The sequence below is a fragment of the Vreelandella sulfidaeris Esulfide1 genome (assembly GCF_054072535.1).
The window spans coordinates 2,097,014-2,122,626 of sequence record NZ_CM133364.1 but is presented as its reverse complement, the minus strand read 5'-3'; the positions used below and the strand labels follow the sequence as shown (position 1 = coordinate 2,122,626).

Genomic DNA, 25,613 nt, shown 5'->3' with positions numbered 1-25,613 from the left:
CTTTCTAGTAGTCGTCATCTAGGCTCAGTTTTTGAGCCTAGATGACGGTCTAGCGTTACTCCACCTCGCCGACTCCCTTGGTCACATCGGCCATGCTGCCATACTCCTGGTCGGGCATGTCGCGGATAACATCAAGGACATCTTCTTCTGCTCCGTTTTCCTTGGCATGTCTCTCAAGGTCGGAGCGGCTAGCGGGAAAGTCTATACCGCTAAGATGATGCGTCACATTAGCGGGGGATTGACCACCAAGGCCACGTGTCATGATTCGCCTCCTTTGCTGAAGTTTCCTTTCACAAATCGAGCAGGTCCGAATGTCTCAATAATCAACCTGTCTTAGTGAAGGTAGAAGATGCCAAAAGGGGGGAGCAAGGAATTTACTGAATTTACGTTTATTTAACTTTTTTAAAGTTATGACGATGTCTTTTTATGCAGTCTTTCAGGATACAGAGAGTGCCATTGAAAGGAGGCATTTGGTCAGGTTTCATTTCCCTTGCAAAGGTATTCGTATTGGCTATCTTGGAAAATACTAGGCAGCTTATTTATTGTATTAACGGTATAGATCTGTCTTGGGTTATTCGTCAGAGTAAAAAGCCACCTCATGGAGAAGAGGCGCATGGTGTTTTAGCTAGGCGAAGCAATTAATTGAGAGGACAAGGAAGTCGATGTCAAATCAAAGACGAGGGAGCGTGGTGGTTTACCCTGGCCCCGATCAAGAAGCCGAGCACGAGCGAGCCACACATCACGAGATTGCTAGACGACTCGCCAAGCTTCAAGGGCTGGATTTCGCCGGTGAGTACGACCCGGCGAAGGATTACCCCGAGCCACTTTATTTCGTACCGGTTGACGTATTTGTGGGGGTGGAAAAAGCCCAGCGATTAGGCATGCGGAACGAATATGATCTGTTCGGTGGTGTCGTGCCCGAGCCCTTCATGGCCACAAAATCGATTACGCACCCTTTGGTCAGCCCCGAGTCGAGTGCACCGTTAGCTTGGCCCGAGGAATTTTGTCGACGTGTGCATGATGTTGTCCTCACCGGATACTCGGCATTTTCATTGGAAGATGCGCAGGTGGCGGGATTGCGTCTACTTGAGTTTGGTCCGGTTCGCATGAAGTCGGTAAGGGCCACTGCAGGGCGAGGCCAAGCCCTCATCACGTCTGCTGATGAACTCACTGAAATGCTGAATAAGCTGGATGCCGACGAAGTGGAGAGACACGGCCTTGTGCTCGAAGAACACCTTGCTGATATAACCACCCATAGTGTCGGACAAGTGCAAGTTAGTGACTCCCTGATTTCCTACTATGGTACACAGCACCTCACCACCGATAATCAGGGCGCCGTCGTCTATGGTGGAACGGATCTTGTCGTCGTTGAAGGTAGTTGGGAGGCGCTGCTTGCGTTGGAACTCTCTGACGAGGTCCGCAATGCGATAGCGAAAGCACGTGTTTTCGACACGGCGGCAATAGAGTGCCTTCCTGGCTTTTTCGCCTCACGCCGCAATTACGACGTAGCATGCGGGGTGGATGCGAGCGGGGCGCGACGCATTGGCGTACTGGAGCAGTCATGGCGTATCGGTGGCGCAAGCAGCGCGGAAGTCGTGGCGCTGGAAGCCTTTCAAACAAAATCCGCTCCGAAAGTCGTGCACGCTTCATCGATTGAAATCTACGGTACACAGAGACATCCACCTCAAGATGCAACCATTCTCTTTAGCGGGGTTGATGCAGACGTGGGAGCGATAACGAAATGCGTCATGTTGGGCTGTTATGACTACAAGTAGTGAAGCGATCGAGATCGCGGTCGAAAAGGGTAAGGTGGCTGGCACCGTACTGTCTCCTGAAGCCAGGAAACCAGGCGTATTGTTTGTGCATGGGTGGGGTGGCAGCCAGGAGAGTGATCTTATACGCGCCAAGCGCATTGCCGCACTTGGCTGTATTTGCCTCACTTTTGACCTTCGTGGACATGGCGATACGCTGGCGCAGCAGCAAACTGTCAGCCGAGCCGATAATCTTCGTGACGTGATCGCAGCTTACGATGTGCTTGCTAACAATCCCGATATCGATCGCTCGGCGATTGCCGTGATGGGCAACAGTTATGGTGCGTACTTGGCTTCTATACTGAGTACGCAACGCCCAGTAAAGTGGTTGGCGTTGAGCGTTCCTGCGCTTTATCGGGATGCGGAGTGGGACGTGCCCAAGCGGCAGTTGGATCGCGAGGATTTGGCCGAGTACCGCAGCATGCAGGTGATCTCGAGTGAGAACAGGGCGCTAGCTGCCTGCGCGCAATTTGAAGGCGATGTGCTTCTCGTCGAAGCCGAGCACGATCACTTGGTCCCTCATGAAACCATCATGAACTACCGCAGGGCCTTCGAGAAGGCACATTCGATGACCCATCGCATCGTGGATGGTGCGGATCACGCAATGACTAGTGAAATCTGCCAGCAGGCGTATACCTCTGTGCTTTCCGCCTGGGCGATAGAAATGATCGTCGGGCGCCGTGTTGGTTTCATGGAATCTAGTATGCTGCGCGCACCTTAAGATGAGCGGTCTTATGTGTTGATTGGTCGTTGGTCGAGTCGAAGGAGGAGATATGACCCCCCGAGAGTTACGGTACGAAGTAATGCGCGAGCAATATCAGACTCAGAGGGATCGTCGTGAGCAAATAAGGGGTAGCGTGGCAACACCCGTTTCAGCAATGGCTTTTACAGTTTTTAATTTGTCCACGCTTGCTAAGCATATAAATTCTCAAAGTATGAATGAGCCGTTGGGGCTTCTACTGGTAGTGATATTCATTGTCAGTATCGTTTTACTTCTTATTGGCGCTACGTACATTATCATGGTCGAAAGAGGGTTTATTTATGTCGATCCTCCTGATTTGAGAGAAATGCTTCTAGCCGAGGAAAAATTTAGAGGGCGAGAGGAAAGAACCAGTGATGAAGAGGTCGGAGAAGACTTAAAGGAACTGCTTACTGGGAGTTTTGATATAGTTTATCGATGGTATTTTACAGCCAATGAAAAGGCGGCGAGGGAAAGAACTCGTGGCCTGCACCTCATCCTCTTAGCTCTTATTATGATTGTTCTCGGTTATTCTATTCTCCCTTTTACGGTTGAGTAAAATGTTTAAAATTTTTAAACGAAATTTAAAGCGAAAGCATATCCATCGCAAACCCGAAGAGGTGCCGCCCTGGGTGAGGAAAAGGCTCTATTTTAGCCTGCTGCATCTTCTTGAAGAGGAGCAGCACGAAAAAGAGTTATTAAACTTGCCCATTAAGCCAAGGCTCTGTGTGGTCGATGAGGAGCAGGTAGTGATGATAAGGCCTGTAGACCGCAAGGAAATACATGTGGATGACCAAATGCGTCAGGCCAGGGCAGAAAAGCGAGAGGAAACCGAATCAAGAAAGGAAAGCCGATGATTATAAAAGCCGTTTAGTGATAACCTAGTAACTTATTGCCAAGAAATCTAAGCCTTATTAACTGCTTTTTAGATGAAAGGTGCGCCTGTAAAATGGTAACAGTTAACTTTTTTAGATTGACAGGTAGATAGGTGATAGGTGATAGGTGATAGATAGGTAGCTATGTAATGTAATCTCTAACTTTTGAATATTGGCATAGCCAAGCTTCTTTAGATTTGCTTTTTGTTAATAAAATCATAGAAAGGCTTCGTAATTTCACTAAACACTCTGTTTAGGGCTATGGTTCTACTATTAGGCATTTTGGATGCACTAGTCATTCAGTTCTACCGTCGGTTAATGGCATCGGTAATTTAATGAATCACTGGAATGGGGGGTATAACGACTCCCGTTTGACAATCCCACCTGCCAATAAGTGCGCTGGTCAGTGAGTTTTTTACTTGTTAATACAATAGTAATAAGTGCATCGTCTGCGGTTCTTAGCGTATCTGGAGTACTCCCTGTAACACTTGGGCTGATGTGCAAAATTCAGGATGGGCTGGGTCTCTCCTTACAGAGTCATCTATGAATACTGACACAACGGATAAGCCTGACGTAGTAAGGAGCAGTGAAATGAAACCGGTCTTTATAAATTGCATTGCCACAGCGGTCCCTGACTTTGATATACATAGCAAATTTATCGAATACTGCCCGCGGCTTATGCCGGACAAGCGGTCAATCAAACTGTTCCAACGGATGGCGGAACGGGCGCAGATAGAACATCGATACTCGTTTCTACAACCCCATCCTGATGAGGGTAAGTTGGATGTGGAGGAGTTCTACAAGAATGACGCTTTTCCTGACACGCAGGCACGCATGCAATATTACGAGCGTTTTGCGTTCACGTTAGCGAAGCGTGCACTGGACCAACTTGACCTCACCGGCACAACCCACCTAATAACCACCACCTGCACTGGGTTTTATGCACCGGGGTTGGACCACCAATTGATTCGCCATTACGGGCTGCCAGGCAGTATCGAACGCACTAACGTCGGTTTTATGGGCTGTTACGCGGCGATTAACGCACTGAAGTTGGCTCGGCATATTGTCCGTTCCGAGCCACAGGCGAAGGTACTGGTGCTAAACCTTGAACTCTGCACTCTCCATCTCAAACCCACAGGAACACTCGAAGAAATTTTATCGTTCGCCATTTTTGCCGACGGTTGCGCGGCAAGCATTGTGTCAGCGCAGCCCGCCGGCATCGAGATAGAGAGTTTCCACTCGGATGTGTTACCGGAAACGGAAGACCTGATTACTTGGCGTGTTGGCAACCAGGGTTTCGACATGCATTTGTCAGGCAAGGTGCCTGGCGCCATTGCCAACAATCTACCGCTTGTAATGAACACCCTGCTGGGCGGCTATACGCGAAGTGATATTGCGCATTGGGCCATTCACCCAGGCGGGCGTACGGTGTTGGATGCTGTGAGAACGGGCGCGGAACTTGAAGAGCACCAGCTGACCGAGTCACGGGAGGTACTTAGAAAGTTTGGCAATATGTCGTCGGCCACCATTATGTTTGTACTCCAAACCATGTTGAGCAACGCCAAAAAGCCGGGGCCAGGCCTAGCCATGGCATTTGGGCCTGGCTTAACGGTCGAAAGTATGCGCTTCGTACTTTAGGGATACATCGAGTCATGCCGGACTTCAGTCAACGCAGTGAAGAAAAGGAACTGATGGATGAAGAAGATATTTCATTTGAAGAATTTCACGATTGCCTCGTCGGCCTTGAACGTATCAATCATCTAACGCTGGCCTATCGGCCAACTTTGCAATGGCTTCATCCTTGGTTAGAAAATAAAGAACGTCTTGTCGTACTTGATGTCGCCAGCGGCGGTGGGGACATGTTACGTCAGATTGCCAAGAAATGGCCTAATCGTGCTGCGACGGAGATGGGTTGGGATCTGGTAGGGGTTGACTTGAACCCGTGGTCGAAAAAGTCTGCTGAAACTCGGCCGATGTCTTCCGCCATCAGTTACAAAACGGCGAATGTGTTTGAGTTCGAGCCGGACCAGCCCATTGATATTGTTATATCGTCGCTATTTACGCACCACCTTACCGATAAGCAGATAGTGGAGTTTGTGCGCTGGATGCACAGGCGTGCACACAAGGGCTGGTTTATCAATGATCTGCATCGGCATCCCATTCCTTATTATTTTATCAAGGGAGCCACTGCACTATTTAGCCGTAATCGGCTGATCCGTAACGACGCCGCTGTATCGGTGGCGCGCGCATTAACGATGGCCGATTGGCAGCGGCTGATTAAAGAAGCGGGGCTTGATGGCCATGTGCGTGTTCAGTGGTTTTTTCCTTTCCGTATCTGCGTTTCCTGCAATAAAGAATCACCAACCCAATGAGCGACGAGACGATCATCATAGGCGGTGGGCCAGCGGGGTCTGCGGCGGCAATTAAATTAGCCAAGCAAGGCATGCCGGTGCGCCTTCTAGAGCGCAAACTGCGCCCGCATCATAAAGTTTGCGGCGAGTTCATCAGCTATGAAGCTGCGCAATACCTTGATGAACTGGGTTTGGACCTAGCGGCGTTAGGTGCTGAGCCTATCCGTCACGCTCGATTTTATAACGGTGAAAGCGAACTTATATTCAACCTGCCTTTCACTGCGTGGAGCCTTTCTCGATGTAAGTTGGATTCGGCTCTGCTTGAGCAGGCTGCATCTGCGGGGGCGAAAGTAGAGCTTGGCACGACGGTCAGACACTTATCTCGCGCAGGCGATGAGTGGGCGTTGTTTACCAGGAATCGATCTAGCACCGGGCAAACCGGCACAGAACTTTCAGCAAACACGGTCTTTCTTGCTAATGGTAAGCATGAACTGCGTGGCTGGAAGCGTCGTACACATGCGTCCCGTCAGCCGTCCCATCACAACGTCATTGGCCTAAAGATGCACTTTAGCCCCAGCGCATTGCAGCAGGTCGCATGGCCCGGTACCGTTGAGATTCATTTATTCAAAGGGGGCTATGCTGGCCTGGAGCCGATAGAAAAGGGAGGGATTAATCTTAGCTTTTTGATTCAGCAGGAGATCTATAAAGCATGTGGTGGCCATTGGGCCGGGGTGCTTGACTGGCTTAGACGGACGTCTTCCCACATGGAGCAACGCCTCGCCAATTTAGTGCCACGTTGGGATGAACCCTTGGCCGTTTCCGGTGTTCCTTATGGCTATATTCATACACCCGATGATTCGATACCAGGCCTATTCCCGCTGGGGGATCAAGCAGCGGTTATTCCTTCATTTGCAGGCGATGGAATTGCCATCGCATTGCATACGGCGTCACTGGCTACCCGCGTTCACGCTTCAGGTGGCGATTCCAAAACGTACCAACGCATGGCCTACAAAGATCTAACGCCTCCTGTACGTAATGCGGAGCTACTTGCCAGCGTGTTAGCCCATCGCCTAGGGCGAAAGGCGGCTTTCATTTGCGCGCGGCAATGGCCAGTGTTGCTGAGGACAATGATACTCCGCACGCGGGTTGGCCATCATTAGCCAATACAGCTAGTTGCACGAATTGGCGTTGGCTCCTATCTTGGTAATTATTAGCTTGGGCATTAATGGGCTGATAGCGCTTTTTGCTTGTTAACGCATATTGATCTTAATGATTCGATAAAGGAGAAGTCGAATGCTGAAATTTTTAGCTAGCACCGTAGGGATAATTTTCATGATAGGCCTGTTAGTGGTCATTGGTCTTTTGATGTTGATCTTCTAACTAATTGCTCGTTCTTTCACGTTGTGGCCCGGCTCTACCTGGCTTTTGAAAAAGCGGGTCTAACGGTCTTAGCTTCTTAACCTTCAAGTTGCCACCTGGGTGTAAGCAGATCTAATGCTCAGGTTGGCTCCCCCTTAAGAAAATCCTAATAAAACCTTAAGACAACGAGTTGAATTCATTTAGCACCCTTCCGTAAAACATAAATTCTCGCTAACAGTTTGGCGTGATCGGTAAATTACTCCTATGTTGTCGAAAAGACGCGGGGGTAATGATGATGGAAGCACTAGCGAGAAAGCTGCGACTTAAGACAGATCCCACCATTTTTTTTACCTCTGCAGGGATAATGATCCTTTTTCTAGTGGTGCTGCTGATTGCGCCTGAGGCAATAGGTGAGGCCTTTGGTGCTGGGCGTGAATGGATCGTTACCAACCTTGGCTGGTTCTTTATTTTTGGGGTGACGAGTTGGGTGGCCTTTCTACTATGGGTCGCGATCAGCCGTTTCGGGTCGATCCGCCTAGGTGGTAATGATGCGAAGCCGGCCTATGATAACGTCTCCTGGTTCACCATGCTGTTCGCGGGCGGTATCGGTACGGTGTTGATGTTCTGGGGTGTGGCCGAACCTATTTCACACTTTGCTACCCCTCCAAGGCCGAATGTCGAGCCCTTCTCGGTGGAAGCCGCCGACGATGCGATGAGTTTTTCGATCTATCATCTGGGACTTCATACATGGTCGATTTTCACCATGCCAGGCTTGGCGTTTGCCTACTTTATTTATCGTTATAACCTGCCGATGCGTTTCAGCTCGGTATTTTATCCGTTGATAGGCGACCGCATTTATGGGCCCCTCGGTAAAACGCTTGATGTCTTTGCCATTCTCGGCACCCTCTTTGGTGTATCGGTTTCTCTTGGTTTGGGCACCCAGCAAATTAATGCGGGGCTGACGGAATTGTTTGGTATTCCTGATGCCGTGGTGACCAAGGTGCTTATCATCGCCATCCTGACAGCTGTTGCCGTGGGTTCGATTGTGGCAGGGTTGGATTCAGGCGTGAAACGGCTCTCCAACATCAATATCGGCATGGCCGTCGGCTTGATGCTGTTTGTGCTCTTTACCGGGTCTACTGTTTTCCTTTTACGTGCGGTTGTAGAAACCTTTGGCCTCTACATATCCAACCTGCTGCCCATGGCGTTTTGGAATGACACCCTAGCGAGTTATACCAGTGATGATGGAAGTGGTTGGGGGTGGCAGGGCAGTTGGACAGTGTTCTATTGGGCCTGGACAGTGACGTGGTCACCTTTCATCGGGATATTCGTCGCACGAATTTCCCGTGGCCGGACCATCCGTGAGTTCGTCCTAGGCGTGCTGTTTGCTCCCTCTATCTTTACGCTGGTCTGGTTTGCAGTATTTGGCTGGTCTGCCATGGAAATTGACGGAATAGGGGCCGACGCAAGAGCGGCAATGGGGGCACAAGCCGGTGTTTTATCTGATGCCGTCGGTGAAAGCATCCCTCTTGCTATGTTCGCTTTTTTCGAAAATTTCCCCGCGGCTACCTTAATCCAGGGCCTGGCAGTAGTGGTCGTTGCCATCTTTTTTGCCACGTCATCGGACTCCGCTTCCTTGGTCGTCGATATGCTATGTACCGGCAATGCGGATCCGGGCCCCTGGCATCAACGTGTATTCTGGGGCGTCTCTGAGGGTATGCTGGCTGCCATGCTCATCGTGCTGGCAGGTGATGCTGGGCTTACTGCACTGCAAGAGGTGATCACCGTTGTCGGCCTGCCGATGTTTATATTGGTATTTGCAATGATGATTGCATTGTACCGCGGCTTGACCCATGAGGATCTCAGCGAAGTGAAGGTAGGTGCCCCACCCAAGCCCGAAGAGCTGGCACCGGATGACTAATTTAAGAAGGAACTTGAGACATCAGCTTGAGGTGCGGTCATCCTTTGGCTGTGACTCGCTACCCTCTTGGAGACGTTCGATAGACGCTTTTCCCTGCTGCGATAAAGCCGCCAAGCGGTCGATCTGCTCATCTAACCGGGGCAGGGCATCCTGACGATAGGTCGAGAGATCATTGATTGCGCCCATCACCTCGCTGAAGGCCTCCTCAAGCACTTGCATGTCGAGCATCGCAGAGGAGGCCCGTTTTTGGATGTCCACACCTTGCTGGCGCAGAGCTTTCGCGGTCCCGCCAATCATCTGCGAAGTGGTCGTATTGAGCGCTTCGATACGGTCCAGCACCAAGCGCTGATTGGCCATCGCCATGGCCACGGTCACCGCAACGGTAAGGGCCGAGACGGTGACATTAATGGCCCTGTCAACGCCGCGCATCAATTCTCGGTTGTTGCGGATAATGACCTCTAGCGCCAACACGCCTTGTTGACTCACCGCCAGCTGCTGCTGAAGGTCGACAATGCGTTGGCGTAGAGGAAAAAGCAGCTCTTCTTCAAGGAAGTGACGCCTTGGGTCATCGGGATCGCGAGCGGCGATCTCCTCTTGCAGGCGGTGGTCGATCAAACGGCCCAGCGCAATTTGGCGGTCCAACTCGGCAAGAATTTTATTTAACGCCTGCTGGTCATCGCTCAGGGTAAGGTTGTCGCGATACAGCATATCGCGACCGCCTGTTAAATCATCGATGATGGCGTCCAGTGCCTGCTGGGCATTTTCGAACTTTTGGAAATAGCGCTGCAGGCGGCTGTCAATGCCGGGAATGATCGTCAGAATGCGGTCCAGGGCATTCGGTGCCAAGCGGTGACGAGCGGGGTCAAGCCCTTCCATACGCCCACGCAGATCGGTCAGTGCCTTGGCTACCGGACCGCCTTCGTCGCTCTGGTGGGCCAACTGGCGTAGCGGCGTCTGTAACATTGCACTACGGTGGGCGGCTTGCTGCTGTAGTTCAAGCCCCATCTCATCGACGGCTCGGCGCTGGCGCCCCCTTGATACGTCTTCACCCTCAGCGAGGATATCCTCGATAAAGCGGTCGGCCTTTGCTTCTAGCTCGGCGTCGGATGAGTTAGCCTGGCCATTGCCCAGTTGGCTAGCGATGTCGTCTACCGGGGGGAGGGCGAGAGGTTTATCACCGGATGGCTGCGTCATGTAAATCTCCTGATTACTCTTTGCGGGCATAACGATCTGCGCCTTCGACAAAACGGCGCAGGTCCTCCAGTGCCTTCTCTGTGGTGACTGAAGCCTGAGGGCGAGCCGTTTCGATGCGCGCCATGGAAACAGCGGTATCATCGAGCACGGTCAGGGCAGACTCGATGCGTGCGGTAAGCCCATTCAGCCGGTGTTCCGTTTCCACCAACAGATCCAGACGTCGAACCAGAGCGGCGCGCTCTTCCTCGCTTAATTGCCTACCCTTCTGAGAAAGGCGATGGCGCACGTAATTGCCGTCCACACTGACCACCCCGCGGGCCTGGGACGCCATTGTGGTCAGCGTATCCACTGCGCCGAGACAGACCTGAGTCACCAAACCGCGCGAACGCTCGAAAGCCAGCTCGCCAGTGTGGAAACGGCTACCCAGGACATCTAGCAAATGACGATAACGGCTATATAGCCGGTCCGCCTGAATTGCCAGATCGGGGCGATGTACGTCTAGCAGGTGCTGCTTAGCCCGGCACATGGCGAGCACCAGTTCATCTGCTCCTTCGGGCGGTCGTGCCGGGTCGAGCACTGACACGCCCGCTTCATAGGCCTTGTGCTCCTCCTGAACACGTTGTTTATGTGCTTTGGCCACTCTTTGCGCCTCCGCGCGACGTTCACGTCTGCGGGCCAGCCAGCCACGCAGTGTTCGTTCGATTGGCAACGCCACAGGAATAGCAACGAGACCCGCCAACCAACCAAACAGGCTGGGGCTGAAACCACCCCACAGGGAGGTTAGCCATAGCAGCACACTGAGGGAGGGAACCACCAAGCAATAGCGCAATATCACCTGCAGTCGGCTAGGCGCCAACGCCGGATGCGCCAAGCCAGGGTTGAAAAGGCCAACCAAGAGCCAGGGCAGGCAGGTCATAAAAAGACCATAGGAAAATCCCTGTAGGAATCCCAACATTGATTCGACCATCCTTCATTCGTGAATCGCAAACACCAAGTGTAGAGTAACTGAGATAGGGCGCTAAGCACCATTGGTCAGCTACGATCTGGCAACGATGCCTGACCTCCCTCGCCACGCTTATGACCTCCTGCCTTCACGCACTTAGATGGCTTTAAAGCACTAACTTTATACGCTGCTTGAGCATTTATGCTGGTGTATCGAAAAGCGAGAAGAAATTTAGAAGGCTTTATTTATATGGCGTAGGTTAGATGACGAAACTTAAGGACAAAGCTTTATCGTTTTTTAAATTTAACTTTTAATATGGTTAAGGCTTATAAATTATTAATAAAGATCAAACTATTGGCCCGTTATGCTGCCTTGTAACCATTAAGTTTGGTTTTTTTTGGTTAATATAAAGTTATCCCTCTCAGTGGCTCTTCTAACGTCTCGACAATACTAAAGGCGTTTACTACGGTTAGTAGAATCACGATTCCAACAGGGATAGAGGGCGTCTTATGGACAAGGAGAATGACTGCACAATTGTCTATGATGGGAAACAGTTGTCGGGTAGGGCGGGCATGCCGCTGATCGACTTTCTTGAACTTAATAGTATCGACTTGCCACATGTTTGTTATCACCCCTCGCTGGGTCCGCTAGAGACTTGCGATTCTTGTTGGGTGGAAGTAGAGGGTGAGTTAAAGCGTGGTTGTACGCTGAAAGCCCAAGAAGGATTGACGATTACCAGCCAGAACGAATTTGCTGTGGCTGCACGCCATGAGGGCATGGATCGCCTACTCAGCAAGCACGAGCTCTATTGCACCGTGTGTGAAAACAATACCGGTGACTGCACTTTACATAACACCATGGCAGAGATGGATATTCCCATCCAGCGCTACGAGTTCCAGCGCAAGCCCTACGAAAAAGATACCTCAAGTCCGTTTTATACGTACGACCCCGACCAATGCATTCTATGTGGACGCTGTGTAGAAGCCTGCCAGAACGTCGAAGTTAACGAAACGCTAAGCATTGACTATTCGATGGAAAACCCGCGTGTGCTGTGGGACGGCGGCAAAAAGATCGACGAGTCTAGCTGTGTGCAGTGCGGCCATTGTGTCACTGTTTGTCCTTGTAACGCGCTGATGGAGCAAACCATGCAGCCCGATGCGGGGCCTTTCACCTCAATGCCGCAGTCGCTAAAGCGGCCAATGATCGACATTATCAAAACTGTCGAGACCACCACAGGCGCGACAGCTGTTACCGGCCTGTCCAAAATGGATATGCATTGGCGCCAGCCCGAAATCAAGCGCACCAAAACAGTATGCACCTACTGCGGCGTGGGTTGTTCCTTCGAGATGTGGACCCGGGATCGGCATATCTTGAAGGTGCAGCCTGTGGTTGACGCACCGGCCAATGGGATCTCGACATGTATCAAAGGTAAGTTCGCCTGGGACTTCGTTAATAGCGAAAAGCGCCTGACCACGCCGCTGATTCGTGACAACGGTCGTTTTCGCGAAGCCAGCTGGGACGAGGCGCTTGACCTGGTTGCCCGCCGCTTGATTGAGGCGCGCGACCGTTACGGCGCGGATAGCTTAGGGTTCATTGGTTCGAGCAAGGCGAGTAATGAAGAAGCCTACCTGACGCAAAAAATTGCCCGCTTGATCATCGGTACCAACAGTGTCGATAACTCCTCACGTTACTGCCAAAACCCGGCCACCAAAGGCCTGTTCCGCACCGTTGGTTACGGTGGTGATGCGGGATCCATCGAAGATATCGAGAAAGCTGAGGTGGTGGTTATCGTGGGTAGCAATACCGCCGAGAACCATCCGGTGATTGCTTCGCGTATTAAAGCAGCACAGAAACTGCACGGGCAAAAAGTCATCGTCATTGATCCGCGCAAACATGAAATGGCCGAGCGTGCTGATCTGTTCTTGCGCACTAACGCCAGCACCGATCTGATATTGGCGTCGGCATTGTCGCGCTATATGTTCGACCACGGCTATGCGGATCAGGAATTTCTCGATAAATGGGTCAACAATGTCGATGAATACCGTGCCTCGCTGGAGCCGTTTACGCTGGAGTTTGCCGAGCAAAAAACCGGCGTCTCCAAGCAAGAGTTGGTTGAAGCGGCGGAGATGATTGGTAAGGCGAGCAGTGTTTGCCTGCTGTGGGCTATGGGGATTACGCAGCATAGCCATGGCTCGGATACCAGCACGGCGCTTTCCAACCTATTGGTAGTGACGGGTAATTATGGCAAGCCAGGCACAGGCGGCTACCCGATGCGTGGGCATAACAATGTTCAGGGAGCCAGTGATTTTGGCTGTCTGCGTAATATGTATCCAGGTTATGAGAAGGTCTCAGACGACTCGGCGCGCGAACGCTGGGCGAAGGGGTGGGGCGTTCCTAAGGAGCAACTTTCCGACAAGGTCGGCGAAGGTAACTTCTTGATGGTTCAGGCGGCCTCTGAGAATAAACTCAAGGCCATGTACGTGATCGGCGAGGAAACCGCCTTCTCCGACGCCGACTCGCACAATGTGCACTCGGCGTTTACTGACCTGGATTTTCTAGTCGTGCAGGATATCTTCTTGAGCCGCACCGCCGAATTCGCCGATGTGGTGCTTCCGGGGGCGCCCAGCGTCGAGAAAGAGGGGACCTTCGTCAATACTGAACGGCGTATCCAGCGTTTTTACGAAGTACTACCGCCCCTTGGCGATTGCCGGCCAGACTGGCGAATTCTTACCGACCTGGCGGCACGTATGGGACACGATTGGGGCTACACGCATCCCTCGCAGATCATGGAAGAATGCGCCAGTATTTCACCAATGTTTGCTGGCGTGACCTACGAACGCCTCGCCGGTTGGAAATCTCTCCAGTGGCCGGTCAACGCGGATGGCACTGATACCCCTCTTCTCTATACCGAGGGTTTCCCCAACGAGGATGGTAAAGCCAATCTGTATCCGCTGGAGTGGAAGGAGCCAGCAGAAGCTCCGGATGCAGAATATCCATTCTCGATGGATAACGGGCGAATGCTCGAACACTTCCAAGCGACGAATCAGACCGGACGCGGACCACGTGTTTGGTACGAAGCACCCGGCTGGTTTGTCGAAGTTAGCCCGGAGCTGGCCGACGAATATGGCATTGAAGACGGTACCTGGGTGAAGCTCACATCGCGTCGTGACAGTATCGAAGTCCGAGCGTTGGTCACCGATCGTGTTAGCGGGCACACGTTGTTCCTGCCGATACATCAGGGCAAACCTGGGGTTAACGGGCTTACCGGCGAGCACCACGACCCCGATGTTGATACGCCTGCCTATAAGGAAACGGCAGTCAATCTCGAAGTATTACCTCGAGAAAAAGGCGCGCCGCCATTGAGGAGCAATAACTTCCGGTTTGGCCATCGCACTCCTAAAAAAGGTGTTGAGGTCGAGGTTAAGTGGGACAGAAGCGATTACGAGTTACCGCCTGCTCAGCTATCCAACCCGAGGAAAATGTAATGGCAGAACGAATATCACATACCGTCACGCCGCCTAACATCGGGCCGGATGCGCACGAAGAGCTGGAGCGGTTGCTGCAAACTTTGCACGAGCACGGCGTGCTGCGCTTTGCCAACGACTTGGTCGGCGCCAATACGGAGGTTGCCCAGGTGCTGGTCAATGGGCTTGGTAAGCCGGGTACACTCAATGCTATTCAGAACATTTCAATCCTAGGAATGATGTTGTCTCGTATCGAGCCCAGCGACTTCTACCGAGTTACCTTTGCCCTGCGCGATGCAATGGAAACGATCAGTCAGCATCAACCAGGGAAGGACGGAGACAAGGAAGGACACGATGCACCAGGGGTGACCGGTGCTTATAAGATGCTTCATGATGACCAGCTCTGGCACGCTATCCTGCCTATCGTTGACGGGCTTAAAGCCTTCGCTGAACGCCTTGATACACCCGTTGATAAACCCGTGTCGGATTACACGGGAAAACCCACCAGCGGGCCATGATTGGTCGAGAGAAAACGGCTAGTAAAAAACTGCTTGCTAGCCGTACCGTCATGTCTTATTTGCTTCTTTGGTGCAGGCTGACGATGTAGGCAAATGCTGAGTATTACAGCGCAATCCGCCGGTTGAGTGCGGAAAAATAACTGTCGGGCTTGGCCAATAGCGCCTGTGGCGTCCCCATTTCCTGGAGACGCCCAGCATCGAGGACGGCAATCCGGTCCAGTCGAACAAGGCCTATAGGACGATGAGTCACCAGTAACAGTGTCCGTCCTTGGCAGCGTTGCCTTATCTCGTCCAGCACTTGAAGCGCCGTGGTTTCATCAAGCCCTTCGGTGGGTTCATCAAGCAGCACGATCGGCGCTGAAGATAGCAGGGCGCGGGCAACCCCAAAGCGGCGAAGTTGCCCGCCTGACAGCGAGCTGCCGCCTTCATCCGGGTAACTATCGAGCCCGGCGGGTTGCTCGGCCAGCCAATGCCCCAGGCCTAATGCCTCTAGTAGCTCGATCATTTCGTCATCACTGGTCTCTGGATTGGCCAGTTGTAGATTCTCGCGGTAGCTCGCCACGAACAGGTGAATGTCCTGCGGTGCGACGGTGAATGCTTCCCGTAGGGTTTGCTCGCTTAGGTCGTGTAGCGCGACTTGACCCAACGACAAGCTGCCTCTTTGTGGCTCGACGAAGCGTACCAGCGCATTGAGTAGCGTGGTCTTACCACTTCCGGAAGGCCCCAACAGTGCAATGTGTTCGCCTGCGTTGATAGTTAGCGAAACGTCAGTTAGCGCCTGAGTACCATCGGTAAAGCCAACGTGAAGATTCTCAATATTGAGGCTGGCATCGCGGGGTTGAGCATGATCATTAAGAGGATAAACCACTGACGGTACATGAGTACGGACTGCCTCAAGTCGCCTAGCCGCGTGAAGCACCCTGCCTAGCGTTTGCCAGGCCTGGGGCAGTAGTGAGATGGCCTCGAAGCCAGCAAGCACCGTCAGGCCCATCAGGGCAATCAGGGTCGAATCGAGTGACCCTAGACTGGTTAGCCAAGCGGCCAGGGCCAGCGTGATAGCCAGCGTCAGGCCCAGTAACGTTTGGGACAACCACTGCGATAATCCCCATACCCTTGCTGTGTGGCATTCGGCAGCATCGCGCTGACGTTGCGCTTTGGTGAGTGTCGCGGTCTCAGCGTGCCAACGGCCGTAAAGCAGTAGTTCAGGTAGAGCATCCAGCCTTTCGATTAACTGCGCGCGCAGGCGGCTATTGAGAGCTTGCCATTGCGACGTAGGGTAATGGCTCAAACGCCAGGCAAGCCAAGGGCCGAGGGTGCCTGAAAAGAGTAGGGCTAAGGCGGCAAACAAGCCGATACCGGGAGAGAACACGCCAATGATAATTCCACAGCCGATAATGGCCAGCAGGGCGACGATCGACGGCGCCACGACCCGCAAATAAAGGCTATCCAGGGCATCGATATCGGCTGTCAGTCGGCTCAACAGCTCGCCACTACCGTAGCGTTGCAGAGCAGTAGGCGATAGCGGCTCGATGGCGTCGTAGACTTTTCTGCGAAGCTGCGATAAAAGGCGTAACGTTCCTTCATGGGAGGCGACACGTTCACCGTAACGACCGGCCGTGCGAGTGAGCACAAACAGACGAATGCCCGCCGAAGGTAGAAAATAATTAAACGTTGCCGCCGAGGTGGCCGCGAGTCCGGCCAGCGCAGAGGCGCTTAAGAACCAACCCGATAGCGCGATCATGCCGATGCTGGAAAGCAAGGTAACCAGACTAAACAACATGCCAAAGCTCAGCCAGAGGGAGAACGGCAGCATCTCTTTAAGGTAGGGCCAAAGTAGGCTGGCAGAAGGTGTCTGCTTCGTATGATCAGACATACTTATCCTCCGCTGTGTCCTCAGCCCTGTTTAAAACCTTACCCTCCGAGAACCGGGAAGAAGCGTTGAATAACGCCGGGTGGGTTGCGCGCAGCTCATCGAGGGTACCCATGGCACGAACCTGGCCGTGTTCGAGCACCAGAATGCGGTCGGCTAACGCCAAGAGGTCGAGACGGTGCGTCAATATCACTAGGGTGCGGGCCTGCTTGAGCTTGGCAAGCGCATCGATAACGTGTGCTTCGCTAGCGCGGTCCAGGCTGGCGGTGGGTTCATCAAGCAACAGCAGCGGCGAGCGGCGCAAAAAAACGCGAGCCAGGGCAATACGCCTCGCCTGACCGCCGGCTACCGGCTGGCCTCCGTCACCCAATAATGTTTCCAACCCTTGGGGCAATGAGTCAACCCAGTCGATCAGATCGACCTCGCGAAGTGCTTGGCGAAGGGACTCATTGTCAGCATCAGCGTCGGCCAACCGCAGGTTATCGGCCAGGGTGCCGGTGAGAATCGTAGGTCGCTGTCCCAGCCAGCCAATGGCACGTTGCCATGCAGCTGGCGCCAGTGAATCGACCTCTATTCCGTCGTGCGTTGTCAGCGCCCCTGACACAGGCGGCAAAAAGCCCATCAGTAGATTGAGCAAGGTCGATTTGCCTGCGCCGCTCGGGCCGATGACGGCTAACGTCTCACCTGGGCGAATGGTAAGGCTGACCTTGTCGAGGGCAGGAGAGTGCTGATCGGCGTAGCGGCAGGTGACATTCTCAAGGGTAACTCCCAATCGCTCGGGCACTCGCCAATCGTGGTTATGCGTTGCGTCAGGCACCGGCGGGGCAAGTAAGGGTATCAACTCTTCCGCTGCGGCCTCCGCTTCGGCTTTGGCATGGTAATGCGTTCCAAGGTCACGCAAAGGTTGATAAAAATCAGGGGCAAGTATCAGGATAAACATACCCGCGAACAGCGTTAGCTCACGTCCCCAAACGCCGAACTCGAAGTGGCCTAGGTAAATAAAGCCAATATAAATAGCTAGTAGCGCAATCGAGAGCGAGCTAAAAAACTCCAGCAGAGTAGAGGATAGGAATGCCAGCCGTAGTACACGCATGGAGCGTGCACGAAAATTTTCAGAAACTTCATACACGACCTCGGTTTGGGCACGGCTGACCCCAAACAGCTTAAGTGTCGGCAGGCCACGCAACGCCTCCAGAAAATGGCGGCTCATGCGTGTCATTTCCTGAAACTGTGCCTGATGCCGCTGCTTGGCACCAATGCCGACCATGGCCATGTTGAGCGGTATAAAGGGCGCAGTGACCAGCAGGATCAGTCCCGCAGCCCAGTTCAATGGGAACACGGCGATCAGAATGAGCAAGGGTGTGATCAGGCAAAGCACTCGCTGAGGGCGGTAGTCAGCATAATAACCGTGAAGTGAATCGACCTGATCCCACACCCGATTACCCAGGGTTGCACTGTGTTGTCGGCGTGCCCATAGCGGGCCGAGTTCGCCTATGCGATGGAAAAGTTGGCTGCGGATGGCCTGACGAACTTGCACTGAGCCGCGAGTGGCGGCTTCGGTCTTCACCCAAGCCAGTGCACCACGACCACAAAAGGCCAAGGGTAGTATCAACAGGGGAACAGTCAAATCGTCGAATGCCGTCTTATCAATTACCATGCGCTGGGTAATGCTGGCAATCGCCCAAGCCTGCACGAAGAGCAATAGCGTGGAGGCGCTGCCTGATACGACGGTAATGTAGGGCCAGCAACCACCATGCCGGGCTTGGCTTGCCAACCATCGCCGCAACGCCAGTTTATCCTGTGTCATTCTTCGCTCTCGCGTACCTTGCCACGGAACAACCAATAGCTGTAGGCGGTGTAACCGAGGGTAATAGGTAGCAGGGCAGCGTAACCCACTAGTAGGAATTGCTGGCTAGAACGGCTTGATGCCGCATCCCAGAGCGTGATATCCGGTGGCAGCATCACGGGGTAAAGACTAGCAACCAAACCGACCAGGCCCAGCACGAACATGACCCCAATTTGTATGAAAATACGTTTCTCGTGGCGGCGAGTGGCGCTGCGAACAGTCATAATGGCTAAGATCATCATTATTACCGCGGTTATCCCTAGCCACAGCAGGTTGGGCCACTTAGCCCAGCGCACGGCAATCATTTCATTAACCAAGGGGGTGATGGCTACCACGGCTAGCATGGCGAGGAAAAAAAGAATCATCAGTGGCCGGATCAGTCGGTAAAACTTTTTTTGCAGCTGGCCCTCGGTTTTGATAACTAGCCAGGCAGCCCCCAGCAGCGCGTAGCCGATTACCAGGGCGATGCCAGTGCATAATCCAAACCAAGAGAAGGCACTCAATACATTTTCGGCGAAGTTGCCGTCATCGGTGCCCAGCCCGGCAATCACGCTACCCACAATCATGCCTTGAAGAAAGGCGACGGCAGTCGTCACGATGCAGAAGCCGATATCGAAACTCCTACGCGAGCTTGCTTTGGAGCGAAATTCAAACGTCATGCCGCGAAAGAACAGACACATCAACATTAAAATCAATGGCAAGTACATGGCAGGCAGTAATGAGGAATAGACCAGGGGGAACGTGCCATAAAGGCCTGCGACGCTGAGAACGAGCCAGGTCTGGTTGCCATCCCAAAATGGCGAAGCGGTCGTCAGCATAATACCGCGTTGTTCAGCGCCTTTGATAAAGGGAAACAGGATGCCTATACCCAGACTATAGCCATCTAGAATGACATAAATAACCAGTGCAAACCCGATTAACCCGAACCAGATGATGGGGAAGAGTTCATTATCCATAGAGGCTTCCTATTTCATTGGCTCATGCGAGGATGTATCCCTACAGGCAAGCTCATGGGTTGCGATGAGAGCGTCGGCTGAACGGGTGCCTAGGGAGGTTTTGCTCACGAGCTTCGTCATAATCTTCTTTATCTGACAATATACTTTCGGGTGTGGGACGCACCAATTTGACGAAAAAGTAGGCACCTATAAAGAAAATCAAGGTATAGATTCCCCATAGTCCTACCAAGCTGGTGACCAAGGTGGCTACACTAAACGGCGAAACGCCATCGGCAGTGCGCAATAAGCCATAAATAATCCAGGGCTGCCTTCCTGCTTCAGTGGTGACCCAACCGGCTTCGATGGCGACTACGCCTATGGGCGTTGCCAGCATCATCAGAATTAAGAACCAGCGTGACTCATAAAGCTGCTTCCGCTTGCGCATCCATAGTGACAATGCGACAAGACCGAGCATGGTGAAGCCCAGATAAACCATCAGCCTGAAAGCGTAAAATACCAGTGGCACGTAAGGTCGCTCGTCTTCTGCCCATTGCTCCAACCCCTGGATTTTGCCTGTCAATGAATGGGTTAAATAGAGACTGCTTAGCCGGGGGATTTCCAAACTAAACAGGTTTTTCTCCAGATGGGGATCAGGCCAGGCAAGTACGACCATGGGCATTCCTTCACGCTCAGGCTCGTTCTTCCAATAGGCTTCCATGGCGGCCACTTTGGCGGGCTGATGTTCGAGGGTATTCAGGCCATGCACGTCTCCCGCAACGATCTGCAACGGGACGACGAAGGTCAGCATCCAGAGTGCCATTGAGAACATTCTTCTGGCGACCGCATCTTGGTGGTTACGATACAAATGCCAAGCGGCAACGCCAGCTACCACAAAGGCCGTCGCGATAAGGGCAGCCAACGACATATGCACAAAACGAAAGGGCTGGGAGGGATTAAAGATGACTTCCCACCAGTCTTCGGGAATGATTCGGCCATTCTCGAAGGCATAACCTGCCGGTGTTTGCATCCAGCTGTTCGAGGCGAGTATCCAGAATGTCGAGATATAGGCGCCAAGCGCGACCATGCAAGTGGCGAAGTAGTGAACCTTTCGGCTAACACGCCCTTCACCAAACATCATGATGCCAAAGAACCCAGCCTCCAGGAAAAAAGCCGTCACTACTTCATAAGTCAGCAGCACGCCACTAATGCCGCCCGCTTTTGATGAGAACACACTCCAGTTGGTGCCGAACTCGAAGGCCATAATGACTCCGGACACTACGCCCGCAGCGTAATTCACGGCGAAATGAGGCAGCCAATAATGGTAGATACCCAAGTAGATGCGATTACCCGTCTTTAGCCACATCCCTTCGAGAAAGGCCAGATAGGTGGCCAAACCGATACTCAGCGCCAGAAAAATGATGTGGTACATCACGGTGGTAGCAAACTGAAGACGGGCCAAGTCAACGGTATCTAACCCCAGCATGGCTGGACTCTCCTTGTCCGAACATGAAACGAAGATGACGAGGCTGAACCGAGCCCCTAGTAGAACAGTTATATAGGCTAGCGGTGAGTTATAGAGATTAGTGAGCTTAGCCAGGGTAAACGTTTAGCCAGGGAAACGATTAAAGTTGCTTAAACCTTGAAAGCAGAAGTGGTTTATAACAAATTTTAAAATAATTTTGGGGGTGCAAATAAAACGCTACTAGCGAAAGGGGAAATCACTAGTAGCGTTTAAACTTCCTTGCTTTGTTCTTTCCCTTCTCGGGAAGAACTTTCAAGACTTAGCGGCCGCCGCTATGGCTATTCTGTCCGCCTTTTTTTCCAGCCTCGGATGCTTTTTCTGGATCATTGGCGAAGTTGCCACCGCTGTTGTGGCCTCCTTTCTGGCCAGCTTCCGAGGCCTTCTCAGGGTCGTTGGCGAAGTTACCGCCGCTGTTTTGGCCACCTTTATGACCGGCTTCAGCGGCTCTCTCCGGGTCATTGGCGAAGTTGCCGCTGCTGTTCTGGCCACCTTTATGACCAATATCTTCGTAGAATTCTTTATCGTGGGTTTTAGCAGTGGTATCACCGCCTTTTTTACCCGCTTCACTGCGTGACATTTTATCGTTATCAGCCATTACATTCTCCTTTCAGTCAATTACCAAAGAAATGTATACCTTGGCGAAGTTGCCTAGTGTACTCATTCCTTATCCTTCACTGGCTGATCCAGTGAACTCAGCAATCCTGCGCTGGTGCATTCAACATAGGGTTGAATGATGGTCTACACAAGGTGGAGAAAGTTTTTTTAATGTTTATTAACTACCCTATGGCGGTCTGTGTGATTGGCTAAAAGTTACTAGCTTAATCAACGTTTAATAGCAAACAGGTAAACAAACCTTATACGTTTTAATAGCTAATGTGTAAGCCATTAACGCGCAAGCTTTTACCAACCTTTCTCCTGATAAGAAGGCATTATGTGCAAACTAACATGAGCCTCAAGTGGTCTTCTTAAGAGGGCTGATCGCGTTTTGCCAAAGGATGAAAAGAAGGCCCTTCAATCACTTCGCCTTCTAAATCAAAGCGACTTCCATGACAGGGACAATCCCAGCTCGCTTCAGCCCCGTTCCAATGCACCAGACACTTCATATGCGGACAGACGGCAGAGAGGACGGAGAGCTTACCGGTTTCGTCGCGGTGGATAGCAAGCTTTTCACCCTCAGCGGTCACCACCTTGCCTTGACCTAGCCCAATCTCTTCAATTTCCTTCAGTTTTTCAGTGCCGAGATAATCCTTGAAGAAGCTCTTGCTAACGGAGGCGTTTTCTTCAACCCATTTCATGGCCGATTTCGCCGGGGTGAAACGTCGCGCATCGAAGGGTTCATGCCAGGGATTCTCACGCCCGATGATAAGATCGCCAATGATGTGTCCCGCGAGTGTTCCCCACACTAAACCATCGCCGGAAAACCCGGTAGCGAGATAGGCACGGTCTTGGCCATGAAGTTTCCCAATATAGGGCAAGCTATCGGCAGGGCTGTACTGTTGGTTGGACCATTGATGGCAGTAGTCTGTCACCTCAAAATGGCTGCCCATATAATCACGCAGATTGTTAAAATGGGCGTTGTTTGAATCGCCTTCTCCTGTCTTGTGCTGTTCACCGATTACCATCACGTATTGTTCATTTTCATGCTGGTAGCTGCGTATCGAGTGAAAGGGGTCGTGCACGAAAAATATGCCGTTAGGGTATGCATCGCTGTTGATTTTAGCGCTTACACCGTATTCGCGAGAGGGCAGTAACATCGTCTGCAGTAGGCTAATTCCCTTGGGTGTATGCGTCGCATGAACAATATGCTTTGCACTAACGTGCGCTGTATCCGTCTCGATAAGCCCTTGATCGTAATCTATGTTTCGTACAGGACTATGTTCATAAATTTCAACACCCCGTTGGCTAATCGCCTTAGCGAGCCCATGAACATAACTCAACGGGTTAAACTGAGCTTGTCCTTCTATTTTTAATCCTTGCTCCATTGAGAAAGGCAGCGGAGAGTTCTCAATGGTGTCTACCTTTAATCCTGCGACGACCATGGCTTCATGTTCGGCATCAAGTGTCTTGATGGTTTTCTTGTCTTGGGTTGTTGCGATTCGATACAAGGGGCGACGATGAAACTGACAATCAATACCGAAGCGCTCCACGGCCTCTTCTATGTAGTCGATTGCCTGGGCACGTGATGTGACTACTTTTCGAACCATATCGTCGCCCCATTTCTTACGAAGGGGCGCTAATCCTGTGGCCATGATACTATAAAGGTTACCCGTCGACCCGCCTGTGCAACCATTACCGACGGTGAGCGCTTCGATCACAACCACACGCAGTCCGGTGTCGGCTAACCGCTCCGCGGTGGTAAGCCCGGTAATACCTCCACCAATGATGGCAACGTCCGCATCAATAGGACGGTTTAAGGTTGGATAATGATCTGCTTTATTGCAGCCTATCTTCCAGATAGCGTCCATACTAACTCCTTAACTACGATTAAAATGGCAAGTTCCTATCTGCTCTTAATACCTGTCTGCGCTTAATATCTGTACTACCCTGGATGAATCCTGTACACAGTGTGTCGAACCTTCTTAATATTCAATCGCTATGTACGAGTATAGTTAAACATTTAATAAAAATTCTTTTAATTAACTATGGCCCATCACCGCGAGGCCTGCTAGCGCCAGAGACGCGGAGTTGTGGCGCCAGCGGTTATTTTGAATGCGAATGTAGCCCGACAAGGGGTGCCTAGGAACCCTGGGTTGATTCAAGCTTTATTAACTACTTTGCTAAAGATGTTATATACATAATGGCATGTCATTCTTTTTAACTTTAATCAAATTATCCTCTATGGCTCTAGCATTCACCGCAAATGGTAAGTAGAAATGGCAACAAGGAAGCAAGTTAGCGCAGCTAGGCGCTTGGAGAACGCATGGAGGCAGTAGAATGAAACGGAATATATTTATCCCCGCATTGGAAGAGCAACAGCGTACTGAACTCGAAACCGTTCGTAATGCTGAAGAATTTTCTTTTCACAGTCTGTTGGATGTTAAAACACTGGTTGAGGCTGAGTCCTTTTCATTCAACGACCTTTTGGATAAAGCGCGTCAGGAACTAAAGCAAACTGTCGATTCTGTCGGCTCCGTCGATGCCATCATTGCTCATTGGGATTTCCCGACCAGTGTCATGGTTCCGATTCTATGCAAGGAGAATAACCTTCCGGCGCCGCCTCTTGAGAGCGTGCTGAAGTGTGAGCATAAATACTGGAGCCGGTTAGAACAAAAGAAAGTGATTCCCGAGCTTGTGCCTGATTTTTGCTCTATCGATCCTTTCGCTTCGGACCCTTTAGCACAGGTGACCCTCGAATATCCGTTCTGGCTCAAGCCGGTCAAGGCGTTTTCTTCTCAACTTGGCTTTAAGATCGAGAATGAGGAGCAATTTCACGCCGCTATAAAAGAGACGCGTGAGGCGATTCGTCAATTCGGCGAACCCTTCAACGAAGCGCTAGAGTATGTCGACTTACCTGCAGAGATAAAAGAAGCCAACGGCAATACCTGTATTGCCGAACAAATTATTTCGGGCATGCAAGGTGCGCCTGAGGGCACCATGTTTAAAGGTGAGTTCAATGTTCATGGGGTGTTCGATCAGCCCGTGGATGAAGGTGCGATGCTGTTTGACCGGTTGGAATATCCATCTAGCATGCCGGAGCGGGTTCAGCGACGTATGATTGATGCGAGTAAGCGCTTCCTAGAGCATATCGGTTTTGATAACGGCTGCTTCAATGCCGAGTTTATGTGGGACGAGGAAAGCGATCAGCTGTGGTTGGTTGAGTTCAATACACGTATCTCACAATCGCACAGCGAAATGTTCATCATGGTCGATGGCATGTCCAACCACGAGGTGGCCATCGATATTGCCCTGGGTGAGCGACCTTCGATGGCCAATCGGCAAGGTCAGTTCCCCGTGGCCGCTAAATGCCTTATTCCTCAAAAGCGAGAAGATGCCATTGTTAAGCGCATCCCTAGCCAGCAGGAGCTAGCTGAGCTGAGAGAGCGATTTCCGGGAACCTTGGTCAGGCTGGATATTGAGCCGGGCATGCGGCTGAGTGACTTGGCTAACCAGGACAGCTTCTCTTACCACATTGGTACCATTTACCTTGGCGCAGATACTCACGAGGAGTTGCGACAGCGGTATCAAGCCTGCTTGGATACGCTGCATTTCGAATTCGATTACGTGTAACGGGTCGGGCGGGCTTAGGGCGTTAAGCCCGCCCGACA

At 51.9% G+C, this 25,613-nt stretch carries 21 protein-coding genes; 12 read left to right on the top strand and 9 right to left on the bottom strand.

Going from position 1 to position 25,613, the window contains the following annotated elements; genetic code table 11:
* Positions 1–55: 55 nt before the first annotated feature.
* The gene (locus ACW44H_RS09960; protein ID WP_113267804.1) at positions 56–262 is read right to left on the bottom strand and encodes a DUF2795 domain-containing protein; all 207 of its coding nucleotides are present in this window, start codon (positions 260–262) and stop codon (positions 56–58) included.
* Positions 263–662: 400 nt separating this feature from the next.
* On the opposite strand from ACW44H_RS09960, the gene ACW44H_RS09955 reads away from it, so the two are divergent.
* The 9 genes from ACW44H_RS09955 (at position 663) to ACW44H_RS09915 (ending at position 9,056) form a co-directional block, all read left to right on the top strand.
* Positions 663–1,775 carry a DUF3182 family protein gene (locus ACW44H_RS09955; RefSeq protein WP_457504296.1) on the top strand — a complete coding sequence of 371 codons (1,113 nt, stop codon included), beginning with the start codon at positions 663–665 and terminating at the stop codon, positions 1,773–1,775.
* Positions 1,762–2,532 (top strand): alpha/beta hydrolase family protein, encoded by a 771-nt coding sequence (locus ACW44H_RS09950; protein ID WP_113267806.1) that lies wholly within the window; start codon positions 1,762–1,764, stop codon positions 2,530–2,532. Before ACW44H_RS09955 ends, ACW44H_RS09950 begins: the two co-directional genes overlap by 14 nt.
* Before the next feature lie 52 nt (positions 2,533–2,584).
* Positions 2,585–3,109 (top strand): hypothetical protein, encoded by a 525-nt coding sequence (locus ACW44H_RS09945; protein ID WP_457504294.1) that lies wholly within the window; start codon positions 2,585–2,587, stop codon positions 3,107–3,109.
* A 1-nt stretch (position 3,110) separates the two neighbouring features.
* Complete coding sequence (locus tag ACW44H_RS09940) at positions 3,111–3,407, top strand: hypothetical protein (RefSeq protein ID WP_457504293.1); 297 nt, start codon at positions 3,111–3,113, stop codon at positions 3,405–3,407.
* A gap of 609 nt (positions 3,408–4,016) precedes the next feature.
* On the top strand, positions 4,017–5,063 hold the full coding sequence (locus tag ACW44H_RS09935) for a type III polyketide synthase (protein WP_457504291.1): 1,047 nt from the start codon (positions 4,017–4,019) through the stop codon (positions 5,061–5,063).
* 14 nt (positions 5,064–5,077) lie between these two features.
* On the top strand, positions 5,078–5,797 hold the full coding sequence (locus ACW44H_RS09930; protein ID WP_457504290.1) for a methyltransferase domain-containing protein: 720 nt from the start codon (positions 5,078–5,080) through the stop codon (positions 5,795–5,797).
* Complete coding sequence (locus ACW44H_RS09925; RefSeq protein WP_457504288.1) at positions 5,794–6,936, top strand: NAD(P)/FAD-dependent oxidoreductase; 1,143 nt, start codon at positions 5,794–5,796, stop codon at positions 6,934–6,936. Before ACW44H_RS09930 ends, ACW44H_RS09925 begins: the two co-directional genes overlap by 4 nt.
* A 133-nt stretch (positions 6,937–7,069) precedes the next feature.
* Positions 7,070–7,156, top strand: coding sequence for a small membrane protein YohP (locus tag ACW44H_RS09920; protein WP_443089279.1), 87 nt, complete (start codon positions 7,070–7,072; stop codon positions 7,154–7,156).
* A gap of 274 nt (positions 7,157–7,430) precedes the next feature.
* On the top strand, positions 7,431–9,056 hold the full coding sequence (locus ACW44H_RS09915) for a BCCT family transporter (protein ID WP_457508993.1): 1,626 nt from the start codon (positions 7,431–7,433) through the stop codon (positions 9,054–9,056).
* A 21-nt stretch (positions 9,057–9,077) separates the two neighbouring features.
* Here the strand turns inward: ACW44H_RS09915 and ACW44H_RS09910 are convergent, their stop codons facing one another.
* Together ACW44H_RS09910 and ACW44H_RS09905 are read right to left on the bottom strand one after the other, a co-directional pair.
* Positions 9,078–10,250: a toxic anion resistance protein gene (locus ACW44H_RS09910; protein WP_457504286.1), complete on the bottom strand. Its 1,173-nt coding sequence runs from the start codon at positions 10,248–10,250 to the stop codon at positions 9,078–9,080.
* Positions 10,251–10,263: 13 nt separating this feature from the next.
* Positions 10,264–11,205, bottom strand: coding sequence for a cobyrinic acid a,c-diamide synthase (locus tag ACW44H_RS09905; RefSeq protein WP_113267810.1), 942 nt, complete (start codon positions 11,203–11,205; stop codon positions 10,264–10,266).
* A 497-nt stretch (positions 11,206–11,702) separates the two neighbouring features.
* On the opposite strand from ACW44H_RS09905, the gene fdhF reads away from it, so the two are divergent.
* Together fdhF and ACW44H_RS09895 are read left to right on the top strand one after the other, a co-directional pair.
* Positions 11,703–14,678, top strand: a complete 2,976-nt coding sequence (gene fdhF / locus ACW44H_RS09900) for a formate dehydrogenase subunit alpha (RefSeq protein WP_457504285.1) — start codon at positions 11,703–11,705, stop codon at positions 14,676–14,678.
* Positions 14,678–15,175 (top strand): DUF1641 domain-containing protein, encoded by a 498-nt coding sequence (locus ACW44H_RS09895; RefSeq protein ID WP_113267812.1) that lies wholly within the window; start codon positions 14,678–14,680, stop codon positions 15,173–15,175. The genes fdhF and ACW44H_RS09895 overlap by 1 nt, the downstream gene beginning before the upstream one ends.
* Before the next feature lie 103 nt (positions 15,176–15,278).
* Here ACW44H_RS09895 and cydC read toward each other — a convergent pair whose 3' ends face one another.
* The 6 genes from cydC to ACW44H_RS09865 all read right to left on the bottom strand — a co-directional run bounded on the left by cydC (position 15,279) and on the right by ACW44H_RS09865 (position 23,813).
* Positions 15,279–17,048, bottom strand: a complete 1,770-nt coding sequence (gene cydC / locus ACW44H_RS09890; protein ID WP_457508876.1) for a thiol reductant ABC exporter subunit CydC — start codon at positions 17,046–17,048, stop codon at positions 15,279–15,281.
* Positions 17,041–18,852 carry a thiol reductant ABC exporter subunit CydD gene (gene cydD / locus ACW44H_RS09885; RefSeq protein ID WP_457508874.1) on the bottom strand — a complete coding sequence of 604 codons (1,812 nt, stop codon included), beginning with the start codon at positions 18,850–18,852 and terminating at the stop codon, positions 17,041–17,043. The genes cydC and cydD overlap by 8 nt, the downstream gene beginning before the upstream one ends.
* On the bottom strand, positions 18,849–19,847 hold the full coding sequence (locus tag ACW44H_RS09880) for a cytochrome d ubiquinol oxidase subunit II (protein ID WP_457508872.1): 999 nt from the start codon (positions 19,845–19,847) through the stop codon (positions 18,849–18,851). The genes cydD and ACW44H_RS09880 overlap by 4 nt, the downstream gene beginning before the upstream one ends.
* A 52-nt stretch (positions 19,848–19,899) precedes the next feature.
* Complete coding sequence (locus ACW44H_RS09875) at positions 19,900–21,309, bottom strand: cytochrome ubiquinol oxidase subunit I (RefSeq protein ID WP_457508870.1); 1,410 nt, start codon at positions 21,307–21,309, stop codon at positions 19,900–19,902.
* Between the two features lie 298 nt (positions 21,310–21,607).
* A complete protein-coding gene (locus tag ACW44H_RS09870) occupies positions 21,608–21,943 on the bottom strand; it encodes a con-10 family general stress protein (protein WP_113267817.1) in 336 nt (111 codons plus the stop codon).
* A 370-nt stretch (positions 21,944–22,313) separates the two neighbouring features.
* Positions 22,314–23,813 (bottom strand): FAD-dependent oxidoreductase, encoded by a 1,500-nt coding sequence (locus ACW44H_RS09865; RefSeq protein ID WP_457508868.1) that lies wholly within the window; start codon positions 23,811–23,813, stop codon positions 22,314–22,316.
* A 469-nt stretch (positions 23,814–24,282) separates the two neighbouring features.
* Between ACW44H_RS09865 and ACW44H_RS09860 the strand changes: the two genes are divergently transcribed.
* Complete coding sequence (locus tag ACW44H_RS09860; RefSeq protein ID WP_457508866.1) at positions 24,283–25,575, top strand: ATP-grasp domain-containing protein; 1,293 nt, start codon at positions 24,283–24,285, stop codon at positions 25,573–25,575.
* Positions 25,576–25,613 lie beyond the last annotated feature (38 nt).

Excerpts from the sequence above, each read along its gene's own strand:
- ACW44H_RS09935 (WP_457504291.1), top strand. The coding sequence starts at position 4,017 with ATGAAACCGGTCTTTATAAATTGCATTGCCACAGCGGTCCCTGACTTT.
- ACW44H_RS09910 (WP_457504286.1), bottom strand. The coding sequence starts at position 10,250 with ATGACGCAGCCATCCGGTGATAAACCTCTCGCCCTCCCCCCGGTAGAC.
- ACW44H_RS09880 (WP_457508872.1), bottom strand. The coding sequence starts at position 19,847 with ATGGATAATGAACTCTTCCCCATCATCTGGTTCGGGTTAATCGGGTTT.
- ACW44H_RS09915 (WP_457508993.1), top strand. The coding sequence starts at position 7,431 with ATGGAAGCACTAGCGAGAAAGCTGCGACTTAAGACAGATCCCACCATT.
- ACW44H_RS09940 (WP_457504293.1), top strand. The coding sequence starts at position 3,111 with ATGTTTAAAATTTTTAAACGAAATTTAAAGCGAAAGCATATCCATCGC.
- cydD (WP_457508874.1), bottom strand. The coding sequence starts at position 18,852 with ATGACACAGGATAAACTGGCGTTGCGGCGATGGTTGGCAAGCCAAGCC.
- ACW44H_RS09955 (WP_457504296.1), top strand. The coding sequence starts at position 663 with ATGTCAAATCAAAGACGAGGGAGCGTGGTGGTTTACCCTGGCCCCGAT.
- ACW44H_RS09905 (WP_113267810.1), bottom strand. The coding sequence starts at position 11,205 with ATGTTGGGATTCCTACAGGGATTTTCCTATGGTCTTTTTATGACCTGC.
- ACW44H_RS09870 (WP_113267817.1), bottom strand. The coding sequence starts at position 21,943 with ATGGCTGATAACGATAAAATGTCACGCAGTGAAGCGGGTAAAAAAGGC.
- ACW44H_RS09930 (WP_457504290.1), top strand. The coding sequence starts at position 5,078 with ATGCCGGACTTCAGTCAACGCAGTGAAGAAAAGGAACTGATGGATGAA.
- ACW44H_RS09925 (WP_457504288.1), top strand. The coding sequence starts at position 5,794 with ATGAGCGACGAGACGATCATCATAGGCGGTGGGCCAGCGGGGTCTGCG.
- ACW44H_RS09920 (WP_443089279.1), top strand. The coding sequence starts at position 7,070 with ATGCTGAAATTTTTAGCTAGCACCGTAGGGATAATTTTCATGATAGGC.
- ACW44H_RS09865 (WP_457508868.1), bottom strand. The coding sequence starts at position 23,813 with ATGGACGCTATCTGGAAGATAGGCTGCAATAAAGCAGATCATTATCCA.
- ACW44H_RS09895 (WP_113267812.1), top strand. The coding sequence starts at position 14,678 with ATGGCAGAACGAATATCACATACCGTCACGCCGCCTAACATCGGGCCG.
- ACW44H_RS09945 (WP_457504294.1), top strand. The coding sequence starts at position 2,585 with ATGACCCCCCGAGAGTTACGGTACGAAGTAATGCGCGAGCAATATCAG.
- ACW44H_RS09860 (WP_457508866.1), top strand. The coding sequence starts at position 24,283 with ATGAAACGGAATATATTTATCCCCGCATTGGAAGAGCAACAGCGTACT.
- ACW44H_RS09950 (WP_113267806.1), top strand. The coding sequence starts at position 1,762 with ATGACTACAAGTAGTGAAGCGATCGAGATCGCGGTCGAAAAGGGTAAG.
- ACW44H_RS09875 (WP_457508870.1), bottom strand. The coding sequence starts at position 21,309 with ATGCTGGGGTTAGATACCGTTGACTTGGCCCGTCTTCAGTTTGCTACC.
- ACW44H_RS09960 (WP_113267804.1), bottom strand. The coding sequence starts at position 262 with ATGACACGTGGCCTTGGTGGTCAATCCCCCGCTAATGTGACGCATCAT.
- fdhF (WP_457504285.1), top strand. The coding sequence starts at position 11,703 with ATGGACAAGGAGAATGACTGCACAATTGTCTATGATGGGAAACAGTTG.
- cydC (WP_457508876.1), bottom strand. The coding sequence starts at position 17,048 with ATGTCTGATCATACGAAGCAGACACCTTCTGCCAGCCTACTTTGGCCC.